The sequence below is a fragment of the Vreelandella subterranea genome (assembly GCF_900111305.1).
Lineage (GTDB): Bacteria > Pseudomonadota > Gammaproteobacteria > Pseudomonadales > Halomonadaceae > Vreelandella > Vreelandella subterranea.
Genome location: NZ_FOGS01000014.1, coordinates 52,409 through 75,854 on the forward strand (window position 1 = coordinate 52,409; position 23,446 = coordinate 75,854).

The window sequence follows — 23,446 nt, forward strand, 5'->3', positions numbered from 1 at the left end:
CAGCCGTAGAGAAATCGCGATGAACTTTTGCAGCCAGTGTGGCAATACCGTCCGTTTTGCCGTTCCTGAAGGCGATGATCGCCCGCGCTATCTGTGCGATGCCTGCGGCACCATCCATTATCAGAATCCCCGTATTGTGGCGGGCACCTTGCCCGTCAGCGGTACCAAGATCTTGCTATGCAAGCGCGCCATTTCGCCGCGTAGAGGGTACTGGACCTTGCCGGCCGGCTATATGGAAAATGCCGAAACCACCGAGCAGGCCGCCACTCGCGAAACCCGTGAAGAAGCCTGCGCTGAGGTGGCGCTGGCCAATCTCTACACGCTGATCGATTTACCGCATATCAACCAAGTTTATATGATTTTTCGGGCAGAGCTGACCGGCGGCTTCAACGCCGGGCCGGAAAGCCTCGAAGTGGCGCTATTCGAGGAAGACGAAATTCCCTGGGATGAGCTTGCGTTTCCCACCATTGAGCAAACGCTCCGGCACTTCTATGCCGACCGCGTCCGTCATGAATACCCGCTGCATATCAGCGCCATCAACCCCGAAGACCGTGAGCGCTACGCCGGTAGTGCCTGAGAGGCCCTAGAGATCGGCCAGTGCCCAGACATCATAGGCAACTTCTTCATAGGGGTGCGCCAGTTTCAACGCGGCAATAGCGGCTTGAATATGGTCGTCGTCGCAAACCAGCTCAACCTTGAGTTCGTCCACGAACTCAAGCGCGCCTACCTTGCCAATATGCGGGTCTGCTCCGTCAAGCGGGCGGAACTGACCCGTCCCTGGCGTTTGGAAACAGCAGGCCTCGTAGTCGCCAATACGCCCTGCGCCGGTTTCAAATACCGCTTCCTTGACAGTTTCCGCGTCCTCAACGGGGACAAAAAATGCCAGCTTATACATAGGTTAACGCCTCCAGGTTCCACCATGGTGTAGGGTTGCGCTATCGTCATATTAGCGAATAGGCGACTTCTGGTCTTCCCGTTGACTTTGTATGATGCAATTTAACCACCTGGGTAGCGAGCCGGTGAATGGATAAATTTGAGGTAAAAATAGATCAGGCGGCCAGGGCTGCCTGGATGTCTTACGTCGGCGGTATGACGCAGGATGACATTGCCGCTCAACTGGGTGTCTCAAGGCCCGGGGTACAACGGCTGCTGGCTCTGGCCCGGCAGGAAGGCCTGGTAAAGGTACATATCGATCACCCGATTTCCACCTGCATGGCGCTGGGGAATGCATTGCGCGAGCGCTTTGGGTTGGCTTACTGCGATGTGGTACCCGCTGACAACCAGGCCCCTGAAAGTGCTGCTTATTATCTGGCCGTGGCTGGGGCGGAACGGCTTTCCCGGCTCGTGGAGCGTAGCGAACCGCTGACGTTGTCATTGGGTACAGGCCGCTCGGTGCGCGCGGCGGTAGAAGCGCTGAGCCGCGTTGAGCGCCCTCAGCACCGTTTCGTTTCGCTGGTGGGCAATGTGGCCCGGGATGGCTCGGCAAACCGCTACGACGCGGTGATGGTGCTGGCGGATAAAACCGGTGGCGAGCGCTTCTTGCTGCCTGCCCCGGTAGTGGCCGAGTCGCTTGATGAGAAACAGGCCATGCTCTCGCAGCGCCTGTTCAAGGCGATTGCCGATGTGGCCAGAGAGTCCGAGGCAGCCTTTATTGGTGTGGGCCGTATCGATCGTCAGGCGACATTGTTCCAGGATCATTTCATCAGCGAAGAAGAGCTCGATGAGCTGCTGGGCTTGGAGGCCGTGGGCGAACTGCTGGGCTGGCCGCTCAATCGACAGGGAGAGGTGATCGACTGCTCGATTACCCGCCGCGTCACCAGCCTGCCCCTTGAACGCTTTGGCAAACACATGATGGTGGCGATAGCGGGTGGGCGTGACAAAGCCCCCGCCATTCATGCGGCTCTGAAAGGTGGTTGGTTGAAAGGCTTGATTACCGATGAGATGGCAGCCCGGCACATAGTCAATACGGAAGAACTGGGCGCGCTCTGAGGCAGGCATGTGGCGGCGCAACATGCTGTTTTGCTGATCGATTAGCGTAAAGTCTAAGTGTCTTGGCTTTGCTTTTTTTGGGCTTTCGTACGATCATTTGCTCGATGGTTGATCAAAAAGATCAAATTGAAAGATGCATCTGGCGATAACAATGCCAATACAAGCCCACAGGAGTGCCTTATGCGACTCGCACGTCACTTGCCCCTTACCAGCCTAGCGGCGGCCATCGCCTTCGCTGGTCAGGCCCAGGCAGAAACCGAACTGACCGTTGCAACGGTCAACAATAACGACATGGTCATCATGCAAAGCCTCACGGATGTCTTTGAGGCGGCGCATCCCGACATTACTCTGGACTGGGTGGTGTTAGAGGAAAATGTGCTGCGCCAGCGCATGACGACCGATATCGCCACGGGAGGTGGCCAGTTCGATGTGATGACCATTGGTACCTATGAAGTACCGATCTGGGCAGAGCGGGGCTGGCTGTCACCACTGGATAACCTGCCTGACGCTTATAACGAAGACGATTTGCTGGCCTCGGTCCGCGACGGCCTGAGCCATGACGATACGCTTCACGCGTTACCGTTTTATGCCGAAAGCTCGATGATGTACTACCGTACGGACCTGTTCGAGGAAGCGGGTATCGAGATGACCGAGCAGCCTACCTGGCAGGAAGTGCGCCAGTGGGCCGGTGAACTGCACGGCATGGAAGATGGCCTGGCGGGTATCTGTTTGCGCGGCAAGCCCGGTTGGGGCGAGAACATGGCGTTTGTCTCCACCCTGGTCAACACCTTTGGCGGGCGCTGGTTTGACGAAGACTGGAACCCTGAGCTGAATTCTGAGGAATGGACGAATGCCGTCCAGTTCTACGTTGACCTGCTCAATGATTATGGCCCACCGGGAGCAAGTTCCAACGGCTTTAATGAAAACCTGGCGCTGTTCTCGCGGGGCAATTGCGGCATGTGGGTGGATGCCACCTCCGCGGCTGGCAAGCTCTACGACGGGGATGAGTCCGATGTGGCCGACAGCCTGGGCTTCGCACCTGCCCCGATTGCCGAAACGCCGAAAGGCTCGCACTGGCTGTGGTCCTGGGCGCTAGCCATTCCGGCTTCCTCTGATAACCAGGAGGCCGCTCGCGAGTTCATTACCTGGGCGACCTCGCAAGATTACGTTGAGCTTGTCGGTGAAACCGAGGGCTGGACCAGCGTACCTCCCGGCACGCGGCAATCCACCTACGCAGACGAGCGCTATATCGAGGCGGCCCCGTTTGCCGATTTCGTGCTGAAGGCAATTCAGGATGCTGATCCCACCGACTCGACGCTCGAACCCAATCCCTACATTGGCGTACAGTTCGTCGGTATTCCGGAGTTCCAATCGATCGGTACCCAGGTTGGCCAGACCATTGCGTCTGCACTGACGGGGGACGCCACGGTCGAGGAAGCACTCGACACTGCCCAGCGAGCGACCGAACGTGCCATGCAACGGGCGGGTTACTTAGACTGATGCGGTCAACGCCCGAGCCTTGTGCTCGGGTGTTTTTTTCTAGTGCATTCTGGTAGGTACTTCCATGAATAAGAAACGTGCTTCCGGCCGCACCGTTGGCGGGCTGAGAACGCTGTCGCTTCAAGCACCCGCTGTCACGCTATTGCTGCTGTGGATGGTAGTGCCGTTGGGCATGACCATCTGGTTCTCGCTGCAGCGCTATAACCTGTTGATGCCGGAAGTGACTGGCTTTGCCGGCTTCGAGAACTATCAGTACCTGTTAACAGACCCAGCGCTATGGGCGGCCATGGGCAATACCCTGCTGATGGTGGGATGGGTACTGGTGATTACCGTGGTAGGCGGTACGCTGCTCGCAGTGCTGTTTCAGCAGGAGTTTGCCGGACGCGGCATTGCCCGCGTGCTGGCCATTTCACCGTTTTTCGTGATGCCCACCGTCAGTGCCTTGGTGTGGAAAAACATGATGATGCATCCGTCCAATGGGGTGCTGGCATGGCTGGCCGAGTCGTTTGGTCTGCCCGCATTGGATTGGTTCTCGTCGCTACCGCTGACCTCCATCGTGATTATCGTGGCCTGGCAATGGACACCGTTCGCGCTCTTGATCCTGCTCACGGCCATGCAGTCGCTGGATGAGGATCAGGTCGAAGCCGCCCGCATGGATGGCGCGGGGCCGGTCGCTATTTTCTTCTTCATCACGCTGCCGCACCTTAAGCGCGCCATCAGCGTGGTGATCATGATCGAGATGATTTTTCTGCTGACCATTTTTGCGGAAATTTTTGTCACCACCTCCGGCGGGCCAGGTCTTGCCACGACGAATCTGGCCTATCTGGTCTATATCCGTGCGCTGTTGGATTTCGATGTCGGCACTGCCTCCGCCGGTGGGGTGATCGCGATCATTCTTGCCAATATCGTCGCCATCTTCCTGGTCCGCATGGTTGCCAAAAACCTGGAAGAGTAACCGGCACGTAAGTGTCCTGGGAGTGTTGTGATGACAAGCTTACGTTCCACTAACAGCAAAAAGCTACTGCTGACGGTTTTTGGCTGGTCGGTGGCCTTGGTGATTTTCTTCCCCATCCTGTGGATGGTCCTGACCGGTTTTAAAACCGAGACGGCGGCGATTGCCGACCCGTCGTTTATTTTTTCACCTACCCTGGAAAGCTATCAAGCGGTTCAGGCGCGTTCTGGCTATTTACGGTTTGCCCTCAATAGCGTCGCGGTGGCCTTTGGCTCGACGCTGCTGGCATTGCTGATTGCGATTCCTTCGGCATACTCGATGGCATTTTTGCCAACCAAGCGGACCAAAGGCACCTTGCTGTGGATGCTGTCTACCAAGATGCTGCCACCGGTCGGCGTGCTGGTGCCGATCTATCTCATCTTCCGCGATGTGGGGCTGCTGGATACCCGCACTGGGCTGATCATCATCTACACGCTGATGAACCTGCCGATCGTGGTGTGGATGCTGTACACCTTCTTCAAGGACATGCCCAAGGACATCCTCGAAGCCGGCCGCATGGACGGCGCCACGACCTTCCAGGAGGTGTTCTTTCTTCTCTTGCCACTGACGCTGCCGGGGATTGCCTCGACGGGCTTGCTGTCGGTCATTCTGAGTTGGAATGAAGCGTTCTGGAGCCTCAATCTCACGTCCTCCAAGGCGGCGCCGCTGACCGCCTACATCGCCTCGTTCTCAAGCCCCGAAGGGTTGTTCTGGGCCAAGTTGTCGGCGGCCTCCACGATGGCTATTGCGCCCATCCTGATCTTTGGCTGGATGACCCAGAAGCAAATGGTGCGCGGCCTGACCTTTGGTGCCGTCAAGTAAAGGAGTTTTTCCATGGCAACCTTGCAACTTAACAATATTACCAAGCGGTTTGGCGACACCGAGGTCATCAAAGGGATTGATCTTGAAGTAGAAGACCGGGAATTTGTGGTCTTTGTCGGCCCTTCAGGCTGCGGCAAATCCACCCTGATGCGCATGATCGCCGGGCTGGAAAGTGCCACGGGCGGCGATATCCTGATTGACGGGCAGCGGATGAACGATGTCGGTCCGGCCGATCGCGGTCTCGCCATGGTGTTCCAGAGCTACGCGCTTTACCCGCACATGACGGTGGAAGGCAACATGGGGTTCAGCATGCGGCTGGCAGGTGTTTCCAAAGAGGAGCGGCGTGCCAAGGTGTTGGAGGCGGCCAAGATTCTGCAGCTCGAACCGCTGCTGGATCGCAAGCCCAAGGCGTTGTCCGGGGGGCAGCGCCAACGCGTCGCCATTGGCCGCGCGATTGTCCGCAACCCGAGTATTTTCCTGTTCGATGAACCGCTTTCCAACCTGGATGCGGCATTGCGTGTGCAAATGCGTATCGAGCTGGCGCGTCTGCATGATGAGCTCGACGCCACCATGATCTACGTCACCCATGACCAGATCGAAGCCATGACCATGGCGGATAAAATCGTTGTGCTGCGCGATGGGGTGGTCGAGCAGGTCGGTTCGCCGATGGCGCTGTATCACCATCCCCAAAACCGCTTTGTAGCGGGCTTTATCGGCTCTCCGAAGATGAACTTTCTTGACGTGACGCTGGTGGGCGTCAAGCCCGACGGGGTGGGTATCCGAATGCCAGGCGGCGGCGAGCGCCATGTGCCGGTTGACGGGCAGCACCTGGGCGCCAACGCGACGCTGGAGCTGGGGATTCGGCCCGAGCACCTGGTCCTGGAAGAGCAGGGACCCTTGGTCGGGAAAATACAGGTACTGGAACGTCTTGGCGGCCAAACCTCGCTTTACGTGCAGATGGCTGACCAACTCGTCACCATCATGGCCGACGGCGATGTGGCCTACCGGGTCAATGATACGGTGCATTTTGGTTTTGCCCCCGAGCGGGCGCATCTGTTCGATGCTGACGGTCAGGCCCTGCCGAGTTTGCAGCAGCACCCGCTGGCGCGGCTCACACGCGAGGACAATCGCGCCAACGGGGACAATGCCTCTTCCGAGGCGTCGGTATGACGGCGCTTATTTTCGACTGTGACGGTGTTCTCGTCGATAGCGAAGCCTTGGCCGAAGGCACCCTGGCCGAACACCTTGGCCGCTGGCTGCCGGACATTGATATTGAACAATCGCTTGGCCAGGCGTTGGGCATGACCACGGCCAATATTCTGCGTCACGCCGAGCAGTTAAGCGTCTATCCGTTACCCCCGAATGCGGCGGAGCGGGTCGATACCGCCATCGAGGCGAGGTTGGCCCGTGAGCTCATTGCCATCGACGGTGCTGAAGCCGCTGTGGCCGCGGTGTCACTGCCCAAGGCGGTGGTTTCCAACAGCCGCCGCTGTCGAGTGTTGGCATCGCTTACGGGTACCGGGCTGGATGCCGTTCTCGGCGATGTGCCGATCTTTACCGCCGAACAAGTGGCGCGTCCCAAGCCAGATCCCGCGCTCTATCAACTGGCGGCCGCGACCCTTGGAGAAGCCCCCAGTGACTGTCTGGTCGTGGAGGACAGTGTGGCCGGTGTCACGGCGGCCACTGCGGCAGGTATGTGGGTGATTGGCTTTGTGGGGGCCAGCCATGTCGATGAGGGCCAATCGGAGCGACTTCGTCAGGCGGGTGCCTGGCGAATCTTGCCGCACATGCAGGGGCTAAATGACCTGGTTCACGAATGGCAGGGGATCATCAGCCTGGGAGGAGCCCATGAAGCTAACCAATAAAGTGGCCGTGGTGACCGGTGGTGCCAAGGGAATCGGGCTGGCGATTGCCAAGCGCTACCTGGCTGAAGGAGCCAGCGTAGTGGTGGCCGATATCGATGCGGCGGCGATTGACGAGGCGGTCAGCCAACTGCGTCAGGGAGTGGCTGCCGAGCGGGTGCTGGGCGTTGAGCTCAACGTCTGCGATATGGCGTCCATCGACGCCATGGTGGCCCAGGTGCAGGCGCGCTTCGAACGCATCGATATCCTGGTCAATAACGCCGCCGTCTTCGATCTGGCCCCGGTGCTCGAGGTGACCGAGGCAAGCTTTGACCAGCAGTTTGCGGTCAATACCAAGGGGCTGTTCTTTACCCTGCAGGCGGTTGCCAAAGCGATGGTGAACCAGGGGCAGGGTGGCAAGATCATCAATATGGCTTCCCAGGCGGGGCGCCGTGGTGAAGCGCTTGTGAGCGTTTACTGCGCCAGTAAGGCGGCCGTGATCAGCCTTACCCAGTCCTGTGGACTGGACCTGATCAAGCACGGCATCAATGTGAATGGCATTGCCCCCGGCGTGGTGGATACGCCGATGTGGGAAACCGTGGATGCGCTGTTCGCCCGCTATGAAAACCGCCCCTTGGGCGAGAAAAAACGCCTGGTCGGCGAGGCTGTACCGTTCGGCCGCATGGGGCGGCCGGAAGACCATACCGGGGCGGCGGTCTTTTTGGCCAGCCAGGACAGTGACTATGTGGTTGCCCAGACGCTCAACGTCGACGGCGGCAATTGGATGAGCTGATTTGCCATGGCACCGGATATCGACCACATCAGCCGTCAGATCATCCAGGCGGCAACCGGCATGCCCCGCTATATCGTCGCCCTGGCGGGGCCGCCAGGTGCAGGCAAGTCCTACCGCAGCGAACGGCTGTGTACCGCAATCAACGAACAGCTGCCCGGTCAGGCCGGTGTGGTGCCGATGGATGGCTACCACTTCGATAATGCCGTGCTTGGCGAGGCGCAACTGCCGCTCAAGGGCGCACCGCATACCTTCGATGTGGAGGGGTTGCGTGTCGACCTGGAGCGCCTTCGCCGCGCCGACCAACCGGTCGCGGTCCCCGTGTTTGATCGTCCGCTGGACCTGGCGCGCGCCGGTGGGCGACTCATCAGCCTTGAGCAACGCATCGTGATTGTCGAGGGCAACTATTTGCTGCTCGACCGCCCGGTATGGCGCGACCTGCGGTCCTTGTTTGACTGGTCGCTGATGCTGGATGTCGACGATGACGTCTTGGCGCAGCGCCTGGTGGCCCGCTGGTTAGCCATGGGCCAGGACCACACAGGCGCCATGGAGCGCACACACCAGAAAGATATGCTCAACGCCCAGCTGGTGAAAACAGCCAGTTTCTCACCGGATCAATACTGGCGTTAGCCCGTCATACCCCGCGACTAACCTGGAGAGCGATAATGACCCAGCTCAATAATCACAATGTGGGCAAACTAGGCTCCCCCATTGCGACCCCGCAATATGACCGCAGCGCCGTTACCCCTGGCATCGTGCATATCGGCGTAGGCGGTTTTCACCGTGCCCATCAAGCGATGTATCTGGACGCCCTGATGAACCGCGGCGAAGCGCTGGATTGGGGCATTGTCGGAGTGGGGGTAATGTCGGATGATAAACGCATGGAGCAGGCGTTAGCCGCGCAGGACCACCTTTACACCCTGGTCGTCAAGCACCCGGATGGTCGCTTTGAACCGCGGGTCATCGGCAGCATGGTGGATTACCTTTTTGCACCGGCGGCGACGGAAGCGGTGATCGAACAGATGGCCGATCCACAGATTCGCATCGTGTCGTTGACGGTCACCGAAGGCGGTTACAACTTCCACCCGGTGACTGGCGAGTTCGATCTGGATAATCCACAAATACGCGACGACCTGGCCCATCCCACCCAGCCTTCATCCAGCTTCGGTCTGGTGGTGGAGGCGCTGGTACGCCGCCGCGAGCGGGGTATCGCCCCCTTTACGGTCATGTCGTGCGATAACATTCAAGGCAATGGTGAAGTGGCCAAGCGCATGTTCGGCGCTTACGCAAAAGCCCGTGATACCGCGTTGGGTGCCTGGCTGGCCGAGGAGGTGGCGTTCCCCAATGCCATGGTGGATCGCATTACCCCCGTGACGTCGGCGGCGGATATTAGCGAGCTTTCACAGCGTTTCGACATTGAAGATGCCTGGCCGGTGGTGTGCGAGCCGTTCACGCAGTGGGTGCTGGAAGATCATTTCCCGCTGGGGCGTCCGGCGCTGGAAAAGGTGGGCGTACAGCTGGTCGATGACGTTGAGCCCTACGAGCTGATGAAGCTGCGCCTGCTCAACGCGAGCCACCAGGCGTTGACGTATTTTGGCTATCTGGCGGGTTACCGTTACGCTCATGAGGTCTGCCAGGACCCGCTTTTTGTGGACTTTTTGCTCGGCTACATGCGCGAAGAGGGGTCGCCGATGCTGGCGCCGGTGCCTGGCGTCGACCTGGAAGACTATCGAATGACGCTGATCGAACGCTTTGCCAACCCCCAAATCAAGGACACCCTGGCGCGGCTGTGCGCAGAAAGCTCTGACCGCATACCCAAGTGGCTGGTGCCGGTGATTCGTCAGCAGTTGGCCGATGGCGGCGAGATCAAACGCAGTGCGGCGGTTGTGGCCAGCTGGGCACGCTATGCTGAAGGGATCGACGAACAGGGTGAACCGATCGAGATCGTTGACCGTCTGAAAGCATCGCTTATGCAAATTGCCGCCCGTAACCGCACCCAGCCAACGGCGTTTGTTGAAAACCGTGAGGTGTTTGGGGACCTGGCCGACCAGCCGCGTTTTCTGGCGGCCTATCTTGCGGCGCTGACATCGCTGCACGAACGCGGCGCACGCGCTACGCTTGAGGATCTGGTCTCGTCCAAAGGAACTCAGTAATGTATATCGGTGTCGACTGCGGAACGCAGAGTACCAAAGTGGTGGTCGTGGATGTTGAGCAAGGCCTTATCCGCGGGGAGGCAAGCCGCCCCCATCACCTTGACGAAGGTGAAAATGGTCGCCGTGAGCAGGCCCCCAGCGAATGGCTGGCAGCGCTGAAAGGCGCCTTCTTCGAGGCCCTTGAGCGCGCCGACGTTGACGCCCGCCAGGTGCGCGGTATCGGCGTCTCAGGTCAACAGCATGGCATGGTGGCACTGGACGCCGAGGGCGAGCCGGTGTATCCCGCCAAATTGTGGTGTGATACTGAAACCAGCGCCCATAACAGCGACCTGATGGCACGTCTTGGCGGTGAAACAGGCTGCCTGGAAAAGCTCGGTCTGGTGCTGCAAACCGGCTATACCGCCTCCAAGGTGGCGTGGCTGCGCGACCATCATCCTGACGCTTATCGGCGTATCGATAGCCTGTTGTTGCCTCACGATTACCTGAATTTCTGGCTCACCGGCAACCGCGTGACCGAGGCGGGCGATGCCTCCGGCACGGGTTATTTCGATACCCAAAGGCGGCGCTGGCGGCTGGATGTGTTTGCCGAGATAGCCCCTGAGCTGGATGCCCAGCGTGTACTTCCCCGCTTACTTGAGGCGCATGAGCCTGCCGGTGTTGTGCAAAGTGCCGTGGCCGCCGAGCTGGGCTTGGCGGACGATGTCGTGGTGTCCTCCGGCGGGGGGGATAATATGCTGGGTGCAATTGGCACCGGCAATATAACGCCCGGGCTGATTACGTTAAGCTTGGGGACATCAGGAACCGTGTGTGCTTATTCACCGGCGCCGGTGGTTTGCGATAACGCCATGGTGGCCAATTTCTGTTCGAGCACCGGCGGGTGGCTGCCGCTGATCTGCACCATGAATGTGACGTCGGCGACTACCCGGGTTCGGGAGCTGTTCGGTCTTGACCTCGACGCCTTTGGCGAGTGCGTGGCCAGTGCGCCCATTGGCGCGGAAGGCGTGACCGTGCTGCCGTTTTTCAACGGCGAGCGAGTGCCCATGCTGCCGGAAGCCTCGGCGGATTTTCTCGGCCTGACCAGCCTCAACACCACCCAGGCCAATCTATGCCGCGCGGTGATGGAAGGGGCAACCTTTGGACTGCGGTATGGGCTGGAACTGCTCGGTGACTTAACCGCGGGAGCCAGCCAAATCCGTCTGATTGGCGGCGGTGCCAAGAGCGCGGTTTGGCGGCAGATGGTGGCGGATATCACCAATACTCAGGTGATCTGCCCTGAAATCACCGATGCCGCGGCCCTGGGTGGGGCGCTACAGGCCGCGTGGTGCGACCAGCGGGAAGTCGGGGTTACCCTGGACGCGCTATGTGAACGGTTGGTTACCTTGGATGCCCAATCCCAGGCGGACCCTGACCCAGCGCGGGTGGCCGCTTACCAGACGGCGTATTCGCGGTACTATCGTGCGCTGAACCAACGCCACGGCCAAACAGATTAAACCCAGTTACACGGTCTATAAGGAGATTGATAGATGACTGATCAATTACAGCAGTTAAAACAACACTCACTGGTGGTGGCCGATACCGGGGACCTGGAAGCGATTCGCCGCTACCAGCCGCAGGACGCCACCACCAATCCGTCGCTACTGCTCAAGGCGTTCAGTCTGCCGGGCTATCAGGCGATGATCGACGAAGAACTGAGCCAGGTGAAAGCCGCGGGCGGGGCGCGCGAGCAGCAGGTACCCCATGCCGTTGACCGGTTGGCGGTGGCGGTAGGCAGCGAAATCGCCGCCGTGGTGCCAGGGCGTGTGTCCACCGAAGTGGCGGCCCGGCTGTCGTTTGACACCCAGGCGAGCATCGCCAAGGCCCATGAGCTGATCGAGCTTTATGAAGCCCGAGGTGTCACCCGCGACCGCGTGCTGATCAAACTGGCGTCCACCTGGGAAGGCATTCGCGCCGCTGAAGTCCTGGAACGCGAAGGCATTCAGTGCAACCTGACGCTGCTGTTCAGCGACGCCCAGGCGCAGGCCTGTTTTGATGCAGGCGTGTTTCTTGTCTCGCCGTTTGTGGGCCGTGTGACCGATTGGTACAAGAATGCCACCGGCAACGACTACACGCCGGAAAACGACCCGGGCGTCGCGTTTGTACGCGGGGTTTGTGAGCGGGCCAACCAGGGCGGCTACGACACCGTCGTGATGGGCGCCAGTTTCCGCACCACCGGCCAGGTGCTGGCGTTGGCGGGGTGCCCAAGGTTGACCATTTCCCCGGCGCTGCTTGAAGAGCTGGCTTCCACAGAGGGGGAGGTAACACCCCAGATTGCTGCACCTGCGGGCAACGGTCAGCCATTGGCCGCCCTCAATGAAGCCGATTTCCGCTGGGGCCACAATCAGGATGCCATGGCCAACGACAAGCTGGCTGAAGGTATTCGTCGGTTCCATGATGACCAGCTCGAGCTGGAAAAGCTCATTCATCAGCGGCTGGGGTGAGTCGACGTCGCCGCCAGCTGGCCGTCATAATAGACTGACATTCAGCGCAAAGGAGCATGCAATGGACTCAGCCCTAGACGCGTTACTGGAAACCCTCGACCTTACACCCAAGGGCGCATTAACGCCGCTTGGCGGTGGCGATATTGCGGCCGTCTATCAGCTTGATACCGAACAGGGCCGTGTCGTCGTCAAGCATGACGACGCGCAGCGGCTGCGCGGCGAAGCCGAGGCATTACGGGCGTTAAAGGGCGCATGTTCCATACTGATTGTCCCTCAGGTGCTGGGCCTTTCCGAAAGCTGGCTGGTAATGGAGACGCTTGAAGCCTCGGGGCGACGCGATAATGCGAGGCTGGGTGAAGGCCTCAAAGAGCTTCACGCAAGCGTCGGTCAGCAACATGGCTGGCACTGGGATAACGCCTGTGGCAGGACGCCTCAACCCAATGCGCCGTTGGGCGATGGGCGTGTTTTTCAGCGCGAGCGACGGCTATTGCCTCTCGGCGATGCCTGCTATCAGCGCGGTTTGCTCGATAAAAAGCTTTATGAGCGCATCGCCCGCCAGGCGCATGAGTTGGAAAGCTGGCTGCCCGACAGGCCCGCAAGCCTGGTGCATGGCGATCTGTGGTCGGGCAATGTGATGTTCACGCCGCGTGGCCCTGCGATTATCGACCCGGCGATATATCGTCACTACCCGGAAGTCGATATTGCCATGTTGACGCTCTTTGGCTCGCTGGATGAACGCTTTTTCGAGGCCTACTGGAACGGCGACGCCCCGGCCGATTGGCCGAGGCGTGAAGCGTTATTTCAACTTTATCCGCTGCTCAATCATTTGCTGCTCTTTGGAGCGAGCTATCGCAGCGGCGTTGAGCGCATCGTTGCCGCGCTTGAGGCCTATCAGGGTTAAGCGTTACCAAGACTTGTAGGGCAAGAACTTGCCGTTCAGGGTAAGCAGCACCCGGTCGCCTTTGGGGTCTTCGACCTTATCGACTTCCATGGTGAAATCGATAGCGCTCATGATGCCGTCGCCAAACTGCTCTTGCACCACATCCTTGAGCGTCTCGCCATATACACCGACGACTTCATAGAGGCGATAAATGAAGGGATCCTGGGGGATGGCTTCATCCCACACCTTGGTCGGGAATGCCACCAGGGCATCGGCGACATCGCTCTCGACATCCAGCGTCTTGCAGATCTTTTGGGCGATATCGGGGCTGGCGCTGTTCATGCCGTAGCAGGCCGATGCTACCCATACCGGCGACATTCCGACGGCGCTGGCAATATCGTCCCAGCTCATCTTCTTGCGCGCTTTGGCGGCAAGCAGGGTGTGGCGCATTTCAAGTTTATCCACGAGATTTCTCCTGTCAGTTGAAGGGCGCTTTGACGCCCTGTTGTTGTTAGCAGCTTTCGGTGAATGGATCTCGATCAAGATAGGTCTTTCTTGGGCTGGGTGCGGACATGGGTGGTGTACAGCACAAGGCCCACCAGTGTCAGGCCGCCGACCAGATTACCCAGTACCGTGGGGATCTCATTCCACATGATGTATTGATACAGCGTGAATTCAGCGCCCATCATCAGGCCGATCGGGAACAGGAACATGTTGACCACGGAGTGCTCGAAGCCAAGGTAGAAGAAAACGATGATCGGCATCCACATGGCCATGATCTTGCCGGATACCGTTGTCGAGATAGCGGCACCCACGACCCCCATGGACACCATCCAGTTGCAGAACATGCCCCTGAGAAACAGCACAATCCAGCCAGCAAGCCCGGCCTCCTGGTAACCCACGGTTCGGCTTTCACCGACTTCCATCATGGTATGGCCGACGGCGTTGATTTCCTCGGTGCCGCCCATGGTGAAGTTCATGTAGCCAAAAATGGCAATAAACAGGGCACCCGCGAGGTTGCCGAGCCCTACCAACCCCCAGCACTTGAGCATCCGTGGAAGGGTGACGCCGGGTCGCTTGTCGAGCCAGGCGATCGGAACGAGTGTAAAAACCCCAGTGAGCAGGTCATACCCCATCAAATAAAGCATGACGAAGCCCACAGGGAAAAGCAGTGCCCCAATCAGGAAATTACCTGTTTGAGTGGCGATAGTAATGGCAAAAATAACCGCCAACGCCAGGGTGGCCCCCGCCATGAAGGCGCGAATAAGCGTATCCCGGGTACCCATATAGACTTTAGCTTCACCCTGGTCTACCAGCTTGGTAACAAACTCACTGGGCATTAGATATGACATTAATAGGTTTTCCTGTGTCATTTTCGGTTAATTGACGCCGCGCCTGAATATCCAGTGCCAGTTCCTTTGCTTCTGAGTTAGTTCGTCGTGTCAGCGTTTTGATTCAATCCAGGCATTGCAGGCGCTTAGCTCGCCAACAGAGTGGTGCATTTGGCATGCCAATTTATTCATTGGAAGACTGGGAAAGTTATAAAATCGATTTATTTCATTGATTTATTTTTTCGGTGATCAAATATTACATTTGCCAGTTGAGGGCTGATAATCGATCGCCGCAAGGGTGCTTGATAAAGGCTGCACCATTGATAGGCAGTTCTTTGGTGTGTGCACAATATTGTTGCAAGACCTTTTTCCGTTCAGGCGTTGACTGCCCCTGTAATAAGCGTTGACTCGGTGGAGGAAGGGGAATTGACGGAGATGAAGGCGAGTGCTAGCTTACATTCATAAATGTATGTTACGGCGCCTTTTTGCGCCATACGAATCGTCGATTCCAGCGCAGTTGGCCATGTCAGCGATGTCTTTTTCGTTGATTGCTTGCGTCAAGGAAGACAGTCTTTGGTTGGTTATGGCATTGCTTCCAAACCTTCATGACAACAGTGGGTTTTAACCATGAGCTCAAGACTATCGGTTATGCCATATTTCGCGCTGTCCACGTTGCTGATGATGGCATCGGGTAGCGCGTTGGCGCAGTGGCAAGGCAGCGTTGGTGCGGGGGTGTTCAGCGTGCCCGAATATCTGGGCAGCGATGAAAATGAAACGCGTGGCTGGCCAAGTGCCAGTATCACGTATGGCGATACCTTTTACGCCAGCGTGCGTGATGGGATTGGCTGGAATTTGCTTCGCCATGGCAACTGGATGGTTTCGCCTTTTATCACTTACTTGCCGGGCCGTGATGACGACGGTGAGCTAAGGGGGCTCGACAAGGTTGAGGATGGCGCAGCGGCAGGTGTACGTGCCCGTTATTCAAACGGCCCGTGGGGGCTGGAAGCCGCCACTAAAGTCCCTTTAGGCGGCGATGTAGATGGTTATGAAGCAGACCTGAAAGCCAACTGGCGCGCCATGCTGTCGGAGCAGATGGCGTTTTCGATCGGCCCTGAGTTGACCTATTCAAGCGATGACTGGACTCGTGACATGTTCGGTATTTCGCCCCCAGAAAGCGCTCGCTCGGGGCTTGCCGTCTACCGCCCGAACGATGGCTATTTACGTTATGGACTGAACAGCAGCCTGAGCTATTACCTGACCCGTGACTGGTCGGTAACAGGGCTAGTCGGTGTTACCCGATTAACAGGTGACGCCGCCGACAGTCCGATCGTGGATGACGTGGGTGACAAGACCCAGGTCATGGGCGGTGCGTTGATCAACTATCACTTTTAGCCACGAGGGGGGATCAGACGTTGCCACCACCGTCTGATCAGTTGTCCTGGGTTTTCTGCTTGAGTAGAGGCAGCAAAGCCGTTTTGGTTCAGAAAGCGCTTTAGGGGAGCCACTTGCTGGTCATCGTTGAGCATGGGGGCATGGCCACATCCCGTCGCTTCAAGCACTTCCATGTGCGGCTGGTCGACCTGCATGCGTTCTACGCTCTCGGCACGTAACAACGTGGAATGTTCACCCCGAATAACCATCAGCGGGCAGCGTATCTGCTGCCAGTCGCGCCATGTATCGCGAGGCGTATCGTTGACGAATTGCTCACTTATGCGCGGATCGTAATGAAAGCTCCAACTGCCATCAGGCAGTCGACGTCCACTGCTCAGTGCCATCTGCTGCCACTCAAAACGACTGAGGGTACCAAACCCCTGATAATGTTGTTCAAGCGCCTGTTGCAGTTCACTGAGGGTCGAAAAACGTTTGAGCACGCTAAAGTAGGTTGCCATTTCAGCCAGGGCCTGGCCGTCAAGCTCAGGACCTACGTCATTGAGAACCAAGCAGTGAATTCGCCTGGCGGTGTTTTCATCAGCGGCCAGCAGCATGCCAAGCAAGCCGCCCATCGAGGTGCCGACCCAGTTAGCGCTCTCGATGTGGAAATGGTCGAGTACGGCCAACGCGATCGTCACATAGTGGCTGTATAAGTAATCATTGGCAGGGTAAAGCGACCAGCTGGAAAGTCCGCGTCCCGGCGTATCGGGCGCTATGACTCGCCATTGGGGGCCAAGCTTTCGGGCCAGGGATTCAAAGTCACCGCCGTGACGGGCCAGCCCGTGCCAGGCGATCACGGTGTTGGGGGCATCGGGATGCCAGATACGAACGGCGATTTCGAGCTGACGTACGCGAATATATTCAATGCGGTCCATGGCATGCCTCAGTGAGTCGTTTGCTGCTTTGCAGCATGGTGACGTACAGGATAGTCGATTAAAGCCATCCTGTAAGGCATAGCGGTGCGGTTGTCATTGGGCGGAGGAAAAAACCCATAGGAATAACGGCTAAGCAGACACTGCCAGAGATATAGTAAAGAAAAGTGAAATATAAGCCGATTATTTGACCAATGTCTGGTATCGCCCAAAAAACATGCGACAATGTATGTAAGCATTCAGACGGATATTAATGAGGAAAACGCTATGCTGCGACTCCCTTCCACGTTGGCTTTCAAGACCTCTCGCCCTCTTACGGCACAGCGCATGCTGCTTCCGGCGTTGTTGCTTTCCGTATGGGCGGTTCCTGCTTGGTCAGCGGATCTACTCACCATCACCCGCGATGCATTGGAAAATAACGCCGAGTTGAGCTCAGCGCGTTCCCAAACCCAGAGCGTCAAGGCGGGGCGGGATGTTGCCCGTGGCGATTTGTTGCCCCAGCTGAATGCGTCAGGGAATGTGGCGCATAACCGCACCTATGAAAGCCAAACCGGCACTCAGGCAGGAGAAGTGGGGCCTGGTACTGGCAACACTAGGGGCAATGACGACCCCTTCAATAGCGTCAGTCTGACGCTGGAAGCCTCGCAAGCACTTTTTGATGCCCGTAACAGCCGCGAGATTGAACGAGCCGAGCGGGAAATCGATCAGCAAATTTACGCACTGGCATCGACCGAGCAGCAAGTGCTGATCGATGTGGCGACGGCTTACTTCGATATTCTGCGGGCCAACGACATTCTCGATGCCCGCCTGGCTCAGGAACGTGCTATTGGGCGTCAGTTGGAACAGGCGGAAGAACAGTTCGAGGTCGGGCTGATTGCGATTACCGAGGTGGAAGAGGCACAGGCCAGTTTCGATCAGTCGCGTGCCGAACGCATTGCCGCGCAGAGTGATCTGCAGGTGAGTTTTGAGGCCCTTGAGCGTTTGACCGGCCGGCGCTATGCCAGCATTGACGCATTGAGCGACGACTACCCCATCCAGCAGCCGACGCCTAGCGACCGCGATCACTGGGTGGATCTCGCCGTTGAGAACAACCCTCTGGTGCTCGCCGAACAGGCGGGTGTCGAGGTATCTCGCAGCGCTGTGGGCGTGGCCCAGGCCCAGCGCTTACCCACTCTGGAAGCGTTCGCGAGTTATCAGTATGCCGATAACGACATCGATGGCATTCGAGGGCACGATGAATCCAGCCAGATAGGGTTGAGCGCCAACTGGCCGCTATACACGGGCGGCAGCACCCAGGCCAGCATCCGTCAAAGCACCTACCAGTTGGAAGCCAGTCAGTTCGACTTTGAGGCCCAGCGCCGCGATACCGTTCAGCAGGTGCGCTCGCTGTATACCCAGGTCAGCAATGACGTCTCTACCGTGGATGCCCGCGCGCAGGCCATCGTTTCCAACCAGAGCGCGCTGGATGCCACACGTGCAGGCTATGAAGTGGGTACCCGCAACATTGTCGACGTGTTGAATGCCGAGCAAAACCTCTACAACGCGATTTCCAACTATGCTCAGGCCCGTTACGACTATGTCGTCAATCTGTTATCGCTACGCCAACAGGCTGGTCGTTTGGACGTTGAGGCCGTCGAGGAGATCAATGCGTGGCTACAGGGCGAAGAAGTGACCTTTACATTGCCTGAAGACGCTGACTCCAGCAGCGTAACCAACATCGGTGAGCGCCCGGTACTTGAGCAGTAACAACCCTCCGGCGGCGCTTAAGGCCGCCAAACATTTACATTCATACATGTATGGTTGTAGTCTGTGTCGGTTTTATAGGCGCCTCAAGGGAAAAAGTAATGAAGAACATGTTTTACGGCGTTCGTAGCGTGCTGATGGTGATAGGTGCTAGCGCGCTGCTTGTTGCCTGTGGCCAGGAAGAGCAAGCCGATCAAGCACAGGGACAGCAACAAGAACCGCCTCCGCACCCTGTTGAAGTGACCGAGGCGACCCGGCAGGATTTACCGCTGGAAAAATCATACTCTTCGCTGCTGCGCAGCGACGATGAAGTCACGCTGGTGGCCCGCGTCACCGGCTATCTACAGGAACGTCATTTCGAGCCCGGCGAGTTTGTCGAGGAAGGCCAGCTTCTCTACTCCATCGAGCCTGATGTCTACCGCGCCACGGTGAACCAGCGCGAAGCCGATCTGCAAAGCGCCCGCGCGGAGTTTGCCCGCGCTCAGCGCGATGCAGAGCGCTTTGAGCGGCTGCTGAACCAGAATTCGGTGAGTCGTCAGGACTATGACCAGGCGCGTGCGGACCTGGGTGTCGCCCAGGCCAATGTGGCCCAGGCCGAGGCAGCACTGGAGAGCGCTCAGATTGACCTGAATTACGCTGAAGTGACGGCACCTGTCGCCGGTATGATCAGCTTGAGCGAGATTAATGTGGGTAATCTGGTGCAGTCCGGCACCGAGCTTGCCACCGTCACGCCACTTGACCCTCTGGAAGTGCGCTTCCAGATGCCGCAAAACGATGCCTTTGCACTGCGTCGACAGCTGCGTGAAGGGATGGCGGTAGAGGATATCCGTGCCACCCTGGCGCTACCGGGTCGCGATGGCAGGGATGATCAGACGCTTGAAGGACGCCTTGACTACCTGGGGTCGCGAGTCAGTGACCGCACCAGCACGGTGCAGGCCAGTGCCACCTTTGATAACCCAGATGGAGAAATCCTGCCTGGGCAGTTTGTCCGTGTCAGCATTGAAGGCTTGAAGCGCTATGGTGTCTATGCCGTCCCTGAAATTGCTGTCACCCAGGGGTTAATGGGACCTCAAGTCTTCGTTCTGGATGAAGATGACCGGGCGCGTTCACGAACCGTCAGCCTGGGTGAAGTCGCCGGTGCCTGGCAGATCCTGCGCGAGGGTCTAGAAGAAGGTGACCGTGTTGTAGTGGGTGACCCGTCCGGTATCGAACCAGGTACCGCTATCGACCCGCAACCCTTTGGAGGCGATGCCGAAGCCGTGGTCGAAAACGTCGAAGAAGCGCAGCAGGCGCAAGAAGAGCAGGCCGCTGAGCAGGCCCAAGGCGCTGTTGGTGAGCAGGAAGGCGATGAGGAAGGAGACTCTTCGCAATGAATTTCTCCAACTTCTTCATTAGCCGACCCATTTTTGCAACGGTTCTGGCGATCATCCTGACCATTGTGGGGGTCGTCAGCATGCGGGTGCTGCCCATTGAACAGTACCCGAGTGTCGTTCCACCGACAGTAACCGTGCAGGCGCGGTTCCCGGGGGCTGATGCGGAAACCGTTGCTCAGACTGTGGCTGCGCCGATCGCGGAAGCCATCAACGGCGTTGAGGACATGCTTTACATGACCTCAAACAGCAGTGACAACGGCTCTATGTCACTCAATGTCGCTTTTGATATCGGTACCGAAGGTGACATCAATACGATCAACGTCAATAACCGGGTCCAGGGCGCTCTCTCGCAATTGCCCGAGGCCGTGCAGGCGCAAGGCGTTACCGTTGAGCTGCGCTCAAGCTCGATCTTGATGTTCGTCGCACTGACCTCGCCGGATGGCGACTACAGCAACGTCTTCATGCAGAACTACGCCACCCTTAATATCATCGATGAGCTTCGCCAGGTACCGGGTGTCGGTGAAGCCGAAGTGCTGGGTGGTGGTGAGTTCGCCATGCGTATCTGGATGGACCCTGAAAAACTGTCGCAGTACGACCTTACGCCCAACGAACTGGCCAGCGCCATCCGCGCGCAAAATACCGAGGTGCCTGCCGGGAACCTGGCTGCGACACCGCAGAGTGAGCCCCGTGCCTATACCTATACCATTACGGCGGGTGGTCGTTTAAACGACGTTGAAGATTTTCGTAATATCGCGCTGCGCACCAATCCCGATGGTTCAACATTACGGCTGGATGACGTTGCGCGCATCGAGCTAGGGGCTTCGTCGTATGGGGTGGACGCGCGTCTGAACGGCAATACCATGACGCCGATCATTATCAACCAGCAGCCGGGCGCAAATGCGCTGGAAACCGCTCGGGCGGTTAATGAAACCATGGTGGAGCTGGGTGATCGTTTTCCGCCGGGGCTTGAGTATGTCGTCCCTTACGATACGACGCTGTTTATCGATGCATCGGTCAACACGGTCACCACCGTCTTTATTGAAGCCTTTCTGATTGTTGGCGTCATTCTGTTTATCTTTCTGCAGAACTGGCGATTCACGGTCATTGCCATGTCGGTGGTGCCCGTTTCCGTCCTGGCGACCTTCGCTGGCTTTTACATGTTCGGGTTTTCGATCAATCTGCTGACCCTGTTTGCATTGGTGCTGTCGATAGGGATTGTGGTGGATGACGCGATACTGGTGGTCGAAAACGTCGAGCGGGTGCTCAGCGAGGAAGACGATATCAGCGTGAAGGACGCCACCATCCGTGCCATGAAAGAAGTCGGTGGGCCCGTCATTGCCACCTCGTTGATCATGGGCGCGGTCTTTGTTCCCGTTGCGTTTCTGGGTGGCTTTACCGGGCAAATCTATCAGCAGTTTGCCTTGACGGTCGCGATATCCGTCGCGTTCTCGGCGTTGATGGCACTGACCTTCACGCCGGCACTGTCGGCCCTCTTCATCAAGCACAAGCCCAAGCAGAGCGAGTCCAAGTTCATGCGCGCGGTGAACACACCGCTGCGCCTGTTTGACCGACTGTTTGCCGCGATTACCGCAGGCTTCATGGTGATTGTAAAAGTCCTCGTGCGGTTTTGGGTGCTGGCGCTGGTGTTGACGGGGGTGGTGATTGGCGGATCATGGTGGCTTTATCAAAACACGCCCTCCAGCCTGGTGCCGGAAACCGATCAGGGAATCGTGCTTGCCAGTGTGCAATTACCCGATGCTGCCTCTCTGGAGCGGACGGAAAATTACATGGCGGCACTAAGCGAGCGTATTGAAGCCATTCCAGGCGTGCGCTACTCATCAGCCGTCGCGGGTTACGACATCCTGTCGAGTTCGGTCAATACTGCCCGTGGTGTGATGTTTATCAATCTTGCTCCCTGGTCCGAGCGTGACATCACGGCCACTCAGCTGGTGGGGCAAATCATGCAGATTGGCGCCGAAATACCCGGCGGCTCAGCCATGGCATTTAACGCGCCGCCCATTCAGGGCTTGTCGACAACCGGCGGTTTTACAGGCTATTTGCAGTCGTTCGGTGGGGCAGATGCTCAAGAGCTTTACGAAGCCTCGCTCCAGGTCATGCAAGAGGCTAACCAACACCCGGCGCTTGAACAGGTCTTTTCGACTTTCAGTGTCAACGTGCCCGGCTACCGTGCCGATATCGATCAGCAAAAGGCGCTGAGCTACGGCGTGTCGCTTGAAGATCTGAACTCGACGCTCTCTAACACCTTTGGCACGGGCTTTGTTAACTACTTCAGTTACCAAAACCGTAACTTCCAGGTCTACCTGCAAAATGAGGATGAGTTCCGCCTCACGCCGGATGACTTCAGCCATGTGTATGTGCGCGGTGGCGATGGCGAGCGTATTCCGCTGTCTGAGTTTGTCACCCTGGAGCGGGAAGCCAAACCTGCGGTGGTATCGCGCTTTGGCGTATACTTGGGCGCGCAGTTCCAGGGCGGCCCGGCAGAAGGCTACAGCTCGGCGCAGGCCATTGAAGCAATGGATGAAATCGTCGCCGATACCCTGGGCAGTAACTGGGGGATGGGTTGGACAGGTACCGCCTATCAGGAAGCCGAGATGGGCAATGCAGCCTTGATGGCGATTGTCTTCGGCATTCTGATGGTGTTTCTTATCTTGGCCGCCCAGTACGAAAGCTGGTCGTTACCCCTGGCGGTACTGACAGCCACGCCGTTTGCCTTCCTGGGTGGCGTTGGTGGTATTGTGCTGCGCGGGCTCGATACCAGTGTCTATGTTGAGATCGGCCTGTTGGTGGTGGTGGGCCTGGCAGCCAAAAATGCCATTCTGATCGTCGAATTTGCCGAGCTGCAGCGCAAAGAGCAGGGCAAGGCTATCAAGGAGGCCGCGATTACGGCAGCTGAGCTGCGTTTCCGCCCCATCGTCATGACGTCTCTGGCGTTCATACTGGGCACATTGCCGTTGGCGCTGGCGACCGGTGCAAGCGATGTCAGCAGTCATCACATTGGTACGACGGTGACAGTTGGCATGGGCTCGGTGGCGATTCTGGGCAGCCTGTTTGTACCTAGCTACTATTCAATGATTGCGCATGTTTCAGACTGGATGGGACGCAAGTTCCGGGATAACCCAGAGGAAAGTGAGCAGCCTACCTTGGAGCAGCGAGGATAATAGGTATCGCTGATTGAGGAAAACCTTGACGGGCATCATCGTTGGCGTTGGTGCCCGTTTTTTATGCTGCGCTG

General features: G+C 58.0%; 21 protein-coding genes. 17 read left to right on the forward strand and 4 right to left on the reverse strand.

Annotated elements, in window-relative coordinates:
* The first annotated feature begins 19 nt into the window (after positions 1-19).
* Positions 20-577, forward strand: a complete 558-nt coding sequence (locus BMX75_RS16705) for an NUDIX hydrolase (protein ID WP_066318689.1) — start codon at positions 20-22, stop codon at positions 575-577.
* Between the two features lie 6 nt (positions 578-583).
* Here BMX75_RS16705 and BMX75_RS16710 read toward each other — a convergent pair whose 3' ends face one another.
* Positions 584-895, reverse strand: coding sequence for a YqfO family protein (locus BMX75_RS16710; protein WP_066318688.1), 312 nt, complete (start codon positions 893-895; stop codon positions 584-586).
* Positions 896-1,023: 128 nt separating this feature from the next.
* On the opposite strand from BMX75_RS16710, the gene BMX75_RS16715 reads away from it, so the two are divergent.
* From BMX75_RS16715 to BMX75_RS16770, 12 genes are all read left to right on the forward strand, one after another.
* Complete coding sequence (locus tag BMX75_RS16715; RefSeq protein WP_092829867.1) at positions 1,024-1,989, forward strand: sugar-binding transcriptional regulator; 966 nt, start codon at positions 1,024-1,026, stop codon at positions 1,987-1,989.
* A 180-nt stretch (positions 1,990-2,169) separates the two neighbouring features.
* A complete protein-coding gene (locus BMX75_RS16720) occupies positions 2,170-3,489 on the forward strand; it encodes an ABC transporter substrate-binding protein (protein WP_092829869.1) in 1,320 nt (439 codons plus the stop codon).
* Between the two features lie 64 nt (positions 3,490-3,553).
* Positions 3,554-4,444, forward strand: a complete 891-nt coding sequence (locus tag BMX75_RS16725; RefSeq protein ID WP_092829871.1) for a carbohydrate ABC transporter permease — start codon at positions 3,554-3,556, stop codon at positions 4,442-4,444.
* A 30-nt stretch (positions 4,445-4,474) separates the two neighbouring features.
* Positions 4,475-5,302, forward strand: coding sequence for a carbohydrate ABC transporter permease (locus BMX75_RS16730; protein WP_092829873.1), 828 nt, complete (start codon positions 4,475-4,477; stop codon positions 5,300-5,302).
* 12 nt (positions 5,303-5,314) lie between these two features.
* Complete coding sequence (locus tag BMX75_RS16735) at positions 5,315-6,472, forward strand: ABC transporter ATP-binding protein (protein ID WP_092829875.1); 1,158 nt, start codon at positions 5,315-5,317, stop codon at positions 6,470-6,472.
* Positions 6,469-7,167 carry an HAD family hydrolase gene (locus tag BMX75_RS16740; protein WP_092829877.1) on the forward strand — a complete coding sequence of 233 codons (699 nt, stop codon included), beginning with the start codon at positions 6,469-6,471 and terminating at the stop codon, positions 7,165-7,167. Before BMX75_RS16735 ends, BMX75_RS16740 begins: the two co-directional genes overlap by 4 nt.
* Positions 7,151-7,936 carry an L-iditol 2-dehydrogenase gene (locus BMX75_RS16745; protein ID WP_092829879.1) on the forward strand — a complete coding sequence of 262 codons (786 nt, stop codon included), beginning with the start codon at positions 7,151-7,153 and terminating at the stop codon, positions 7,934-7,936. Before BMX75_RS16740 ends, BMX75_RS16745 begins: the two co-directional genes overlap by 17 nt.
* Before the next feature lie 6 nt (positions 7,937-7,942).
* The gene (locus BMX75_RS16750; RefSeq protein WP_092829881.1) at positions 7,943-8,563 is read left to right on the forward strand and encodes a nucleoside/nucleotide kinase family protein; all 621 of its coding nucleotides are present in this window, start codon (positions 7,943-7,945) and stop codon (positions 8,561-8,563) included.
* 35 nt (positions 8,564-8,598) lie between these two features.
* Complete coding sequence (locus BMX75_RS16755; RefSeq protein WP_092829883.1) at positions 8,599-10,086, forward strand: mannitol dehydrogenase family protein; 1,488 nt, start codon at positions 8,599-8,601, stop codon at positions 10,084-10,086.
* Complete coding sequence (gene xylB, locus BMX75_RS16760; protein ID WP_092829885.1) at positions 10,086-11,576, forward strand: xylulokinase; 1,491 nt, start codon at positions 10,086-10,088, stop codon at positions 11,574-11,576. The genes BMX75_RS16755 and xylB overlap by 1 nt, the downstream gene beginning before the upstream one ends.
* 33 nt (positions 11,577-11,609) lie before the next feature.
* Complete coding sequence (tal, locus tag BMX75_RS16765; RefSeq protein ID WP_092829887.1) at positions 11,610-12,563, forward strand: transaldolase; 954 nt, start codon at positions 11,610-11,612, stop codon at positions 12,561-12,563.
* A 61-nt stretch (positions 12,564-12,624) separates the two neighbouring features.
* Entirely contained in the window at positions 12,625-13,464 is an 840-nt protein-coding gene (locus tag BMX75_RS16770; protein WP_092829889.1) for a fructosamine kinase family protein, read from the forward strand.
* A gap of 3 nt (positions 13,465-13,467) precedes the next feature.
* Here BMX75_RS16770 and cynS read toward each other — a convergent pair whose 3' ends face one another.
* The gene (gene cynS, locus BMX75_RS16775) at positions 13,468-13,908 is read right to left on the reverse strand and encodes a cyanase (protein ID WP_092829891.1); all 441 of its coding nucleotides are present in this window, start codon (positions 13,906-13,908) and stop codon (positions 13,468-13,470) included.
* A 74-nt stretch (positions 13,909-13,982) separates the two neighbouring features.
* Positions 13,983-14,795: a formate/nitrite transporter family protein gene (locus BMX75_RS16780; RefSeq protein WP_092830663.1), complete on the reverse strand. Its 813-nt coding sequence runs from the start codon at positions 14,793-14,795 to the stop codon at positions 13,983-13,985.
* A gap of 627 nt (positions 14,796-15,422) precedes the next feature.
* Here BMX75_RS16780 and BMX75_RS16785 point away from each other — a divergent pair.
* Entirely contained in the window at positions 15,423-16,166 is a 744-nt protein-coding gene (locus BMX75_RS16785) for a MipA/OmpV family protein (RefSeq protein ID WP_217639891.1), read from the forward strand.
* On the opposite strand, the gene BMX75_RS16790 is transcribed toward BMX75_RS16785, so the two are convergent.
* Positions 16,163-17,080 (reverse strand): alpha/beta fold hydrolase, encoded by a 918-nt coding sequence (locus BMX75_RS16790; RefSeq protein WP_092830667.1) that lies wholly within the window; start codon positions 17,078-17,080, stop codon positions 16,163-16,165. The two genes, BMX75_RS16785 and BMX75_RS16790, sit on opposite strands and share 4 nt — an antisense overlap.
* 264 nt (positions 17,081-17,344) lie before the next feature.
* Here BMX75_RS16790 and BMX75_RS16795 point away from each other — a divergent pair, with 264 nt between their 5' ends.
* From BMX75_RS16795 to BMX75_RS16805, 3 genes are all read left to right on the forward strand, one after another.
* Entirely contained in the window at positions 17,345-18,823 is a 1,479-nt protein-coding gene (locus BMX75_RS16795) for a TolC family outer membrane protein (protein WP_092830669.1), read from the forward strand.
* Between the two features lie 98 nt (positions 18,824-18,921).
* Positions 18,922-20,193 (forward strand): efflux RND transporter periplasmic adaptor subunit, encoded by a 1,272-nt coding sequence (locus BMX75_RS16800; RefSeq protein WP_092830671.1) that lies wholly within the window; start codon positions 18,922-18,924, stop codon positions 20,191-20,193.
* On the forward strand, positions 20,190-23,372 hold the full coding sequence (locus BMX75_RS16805; protein WP_092830673.1) for an efflux RND transporter permease subunit: 3,183 nt from the start codon (positions 20,190-20,192) through the stop codon (positions 23,370-23,372). The genes BMX75_RS16800 and BMX75_RS16805 overlap by 4 nt, the downstream gene beginning before the upstream one ends.
* The last annotated feature ends 74 nt before the right edge of the window (positions 23,373-23,446 follow it).

Bases quoted from the DNA above. Each gene is read 5' to 3' on its own strand.
- BMX75_RS16705 (WP_066318689.1), top strand. From the start codon at position 20: ATGAACTTTTGCAGCCAGTGTGGCAATACCGTCCGTTTTGCCGTTCCT.
- BMX75_RS16710 (WP_066318688.1), bottom strand. From the start codon at position 895: ATGTATAAGCTGGCATTTTTTGTCCCCGTTGAGGACGCGGAAACTGTC.
- BMX75_RS16715 (WP_092829867.1), top strand. From the start codon at position 1,024: ATGGATAAATTTGAGGTAAAAATAGATCAGGCGGCCAGGGCTGCCTGG.
- BMX75_RS16720 (WP_092829869.1), top strand. From the start codon at position 2,170: ATGCGACTCGCACGTCACTTGCCCCTTACCAGCCTAGCGGCGGCCATC.
- BMX75_RS16725 (WP_092829871.1), top strand. From the start codon at position 3,554: ATGAATAAGAAACGTGCTTCCGGCCGCACCGTTGGCGGGCTGAGAACG.
- BMX75_RS16730 (WP_092829873.1), top strand. From the start codon at position 4,475: ATGACAAGCTTACGTTCCACTAACAGCAAAAAGCTACTGCTGACGGTT.
- BMX75_RS16735 (WP_092829875.1), top strand. From the start codon at position 5,315: ATGGCAACCTTGCAACTTAACAATATTACCAAGCGGTTTGGCGACACC.
- BMX75_RS16740 (WP_092829877.1), top strand. From the start codon at position 6,469: ATGACGGCGCTTATTTTCGACTGTGACGGTGTTCTCGTCGATAGCGAA.
- BMX75_RS16745 (WP_092829879.1), top strand. From the start codon at position 7,151: ATGAAGCTAACCAATAAAGTGGCCGTGGTGACCGGTGGTGCCAAGGGA.
- BMX75_RS16750 (WP_092829881.1), top strand. From the start codon at position 7,943: ATGGCACCGGATATCGACCACATCAGCCGTCAGATCATCCAGGCGGCA.
- BMX75_RS16755 (WP_092829883.1), top strand. From the start codon at position 8,599: ATGACCCAGCTCAATAATCACAATGTGGGCAAACTAGGCTCCCCCATT.
- xylB (WP_092829885.1), top strand. From the start codon at position 10,086: ATGTATATCGGTGTCGACTGCGGAACGCAGAGTACCAAAGTGGTGGTC.
- tal (WP_092829887.1), top strand. From the start codon at position 11,610: ATGACTGATCAATTACAGCAGTTAAAACAACACTCACTGGTGGTGGCC.
- BMX75_RS16770 (WP_092829889.1), top strand. From the start codon at position 12,625: ATGGACTCAGCCCTAGACGCGTTACTGGAAACCCTCGACCTTACACCC.
- BMX75_RS16780 (WP_092830663.1), bottom strand. From the start codon at position 14,795: ATGTCATATCTAATGCCCAGTGAGTTTGTTACCAAGCTGGTAGACCAG.
- BMX75_RS16785 (WP_217639891.1), top strand. From the start codon at position 15,423: ATGCCATATTTCGCGCTGTCCACGTTGCTGATGATGGCATCGGGTAGC.
- BMX75_RS16790 (WP_092830667.1), bottom strand. From the start codon at position 17,080: ATGGACCGCATTGAATATATTCGCGTACGTCAGCTCGAAATCGCCGTT.
- BMX75_RS16795 (WP_092830669.1), top strand. From the start codon at position 17,345: ATGCTGCGACTCCCTTCCACGTTGGCTTTCAAGACCTCTCGCCCTCTT.
- BMX75_RS16800 (WP_092830671.1), top strand. From the start codon at position 18,922: ATGAAGAACATGTTTTACGGCGTTCGTAGCGTGCTGATGGTGATAGGT.
- BMX75_RS16805 (WP_092830673.1), top strand. From the start codon at position 20,190: ATGAATTTCTCCAACTTCTTCATTAGCCGACCCATTTTTGCAACGGTT.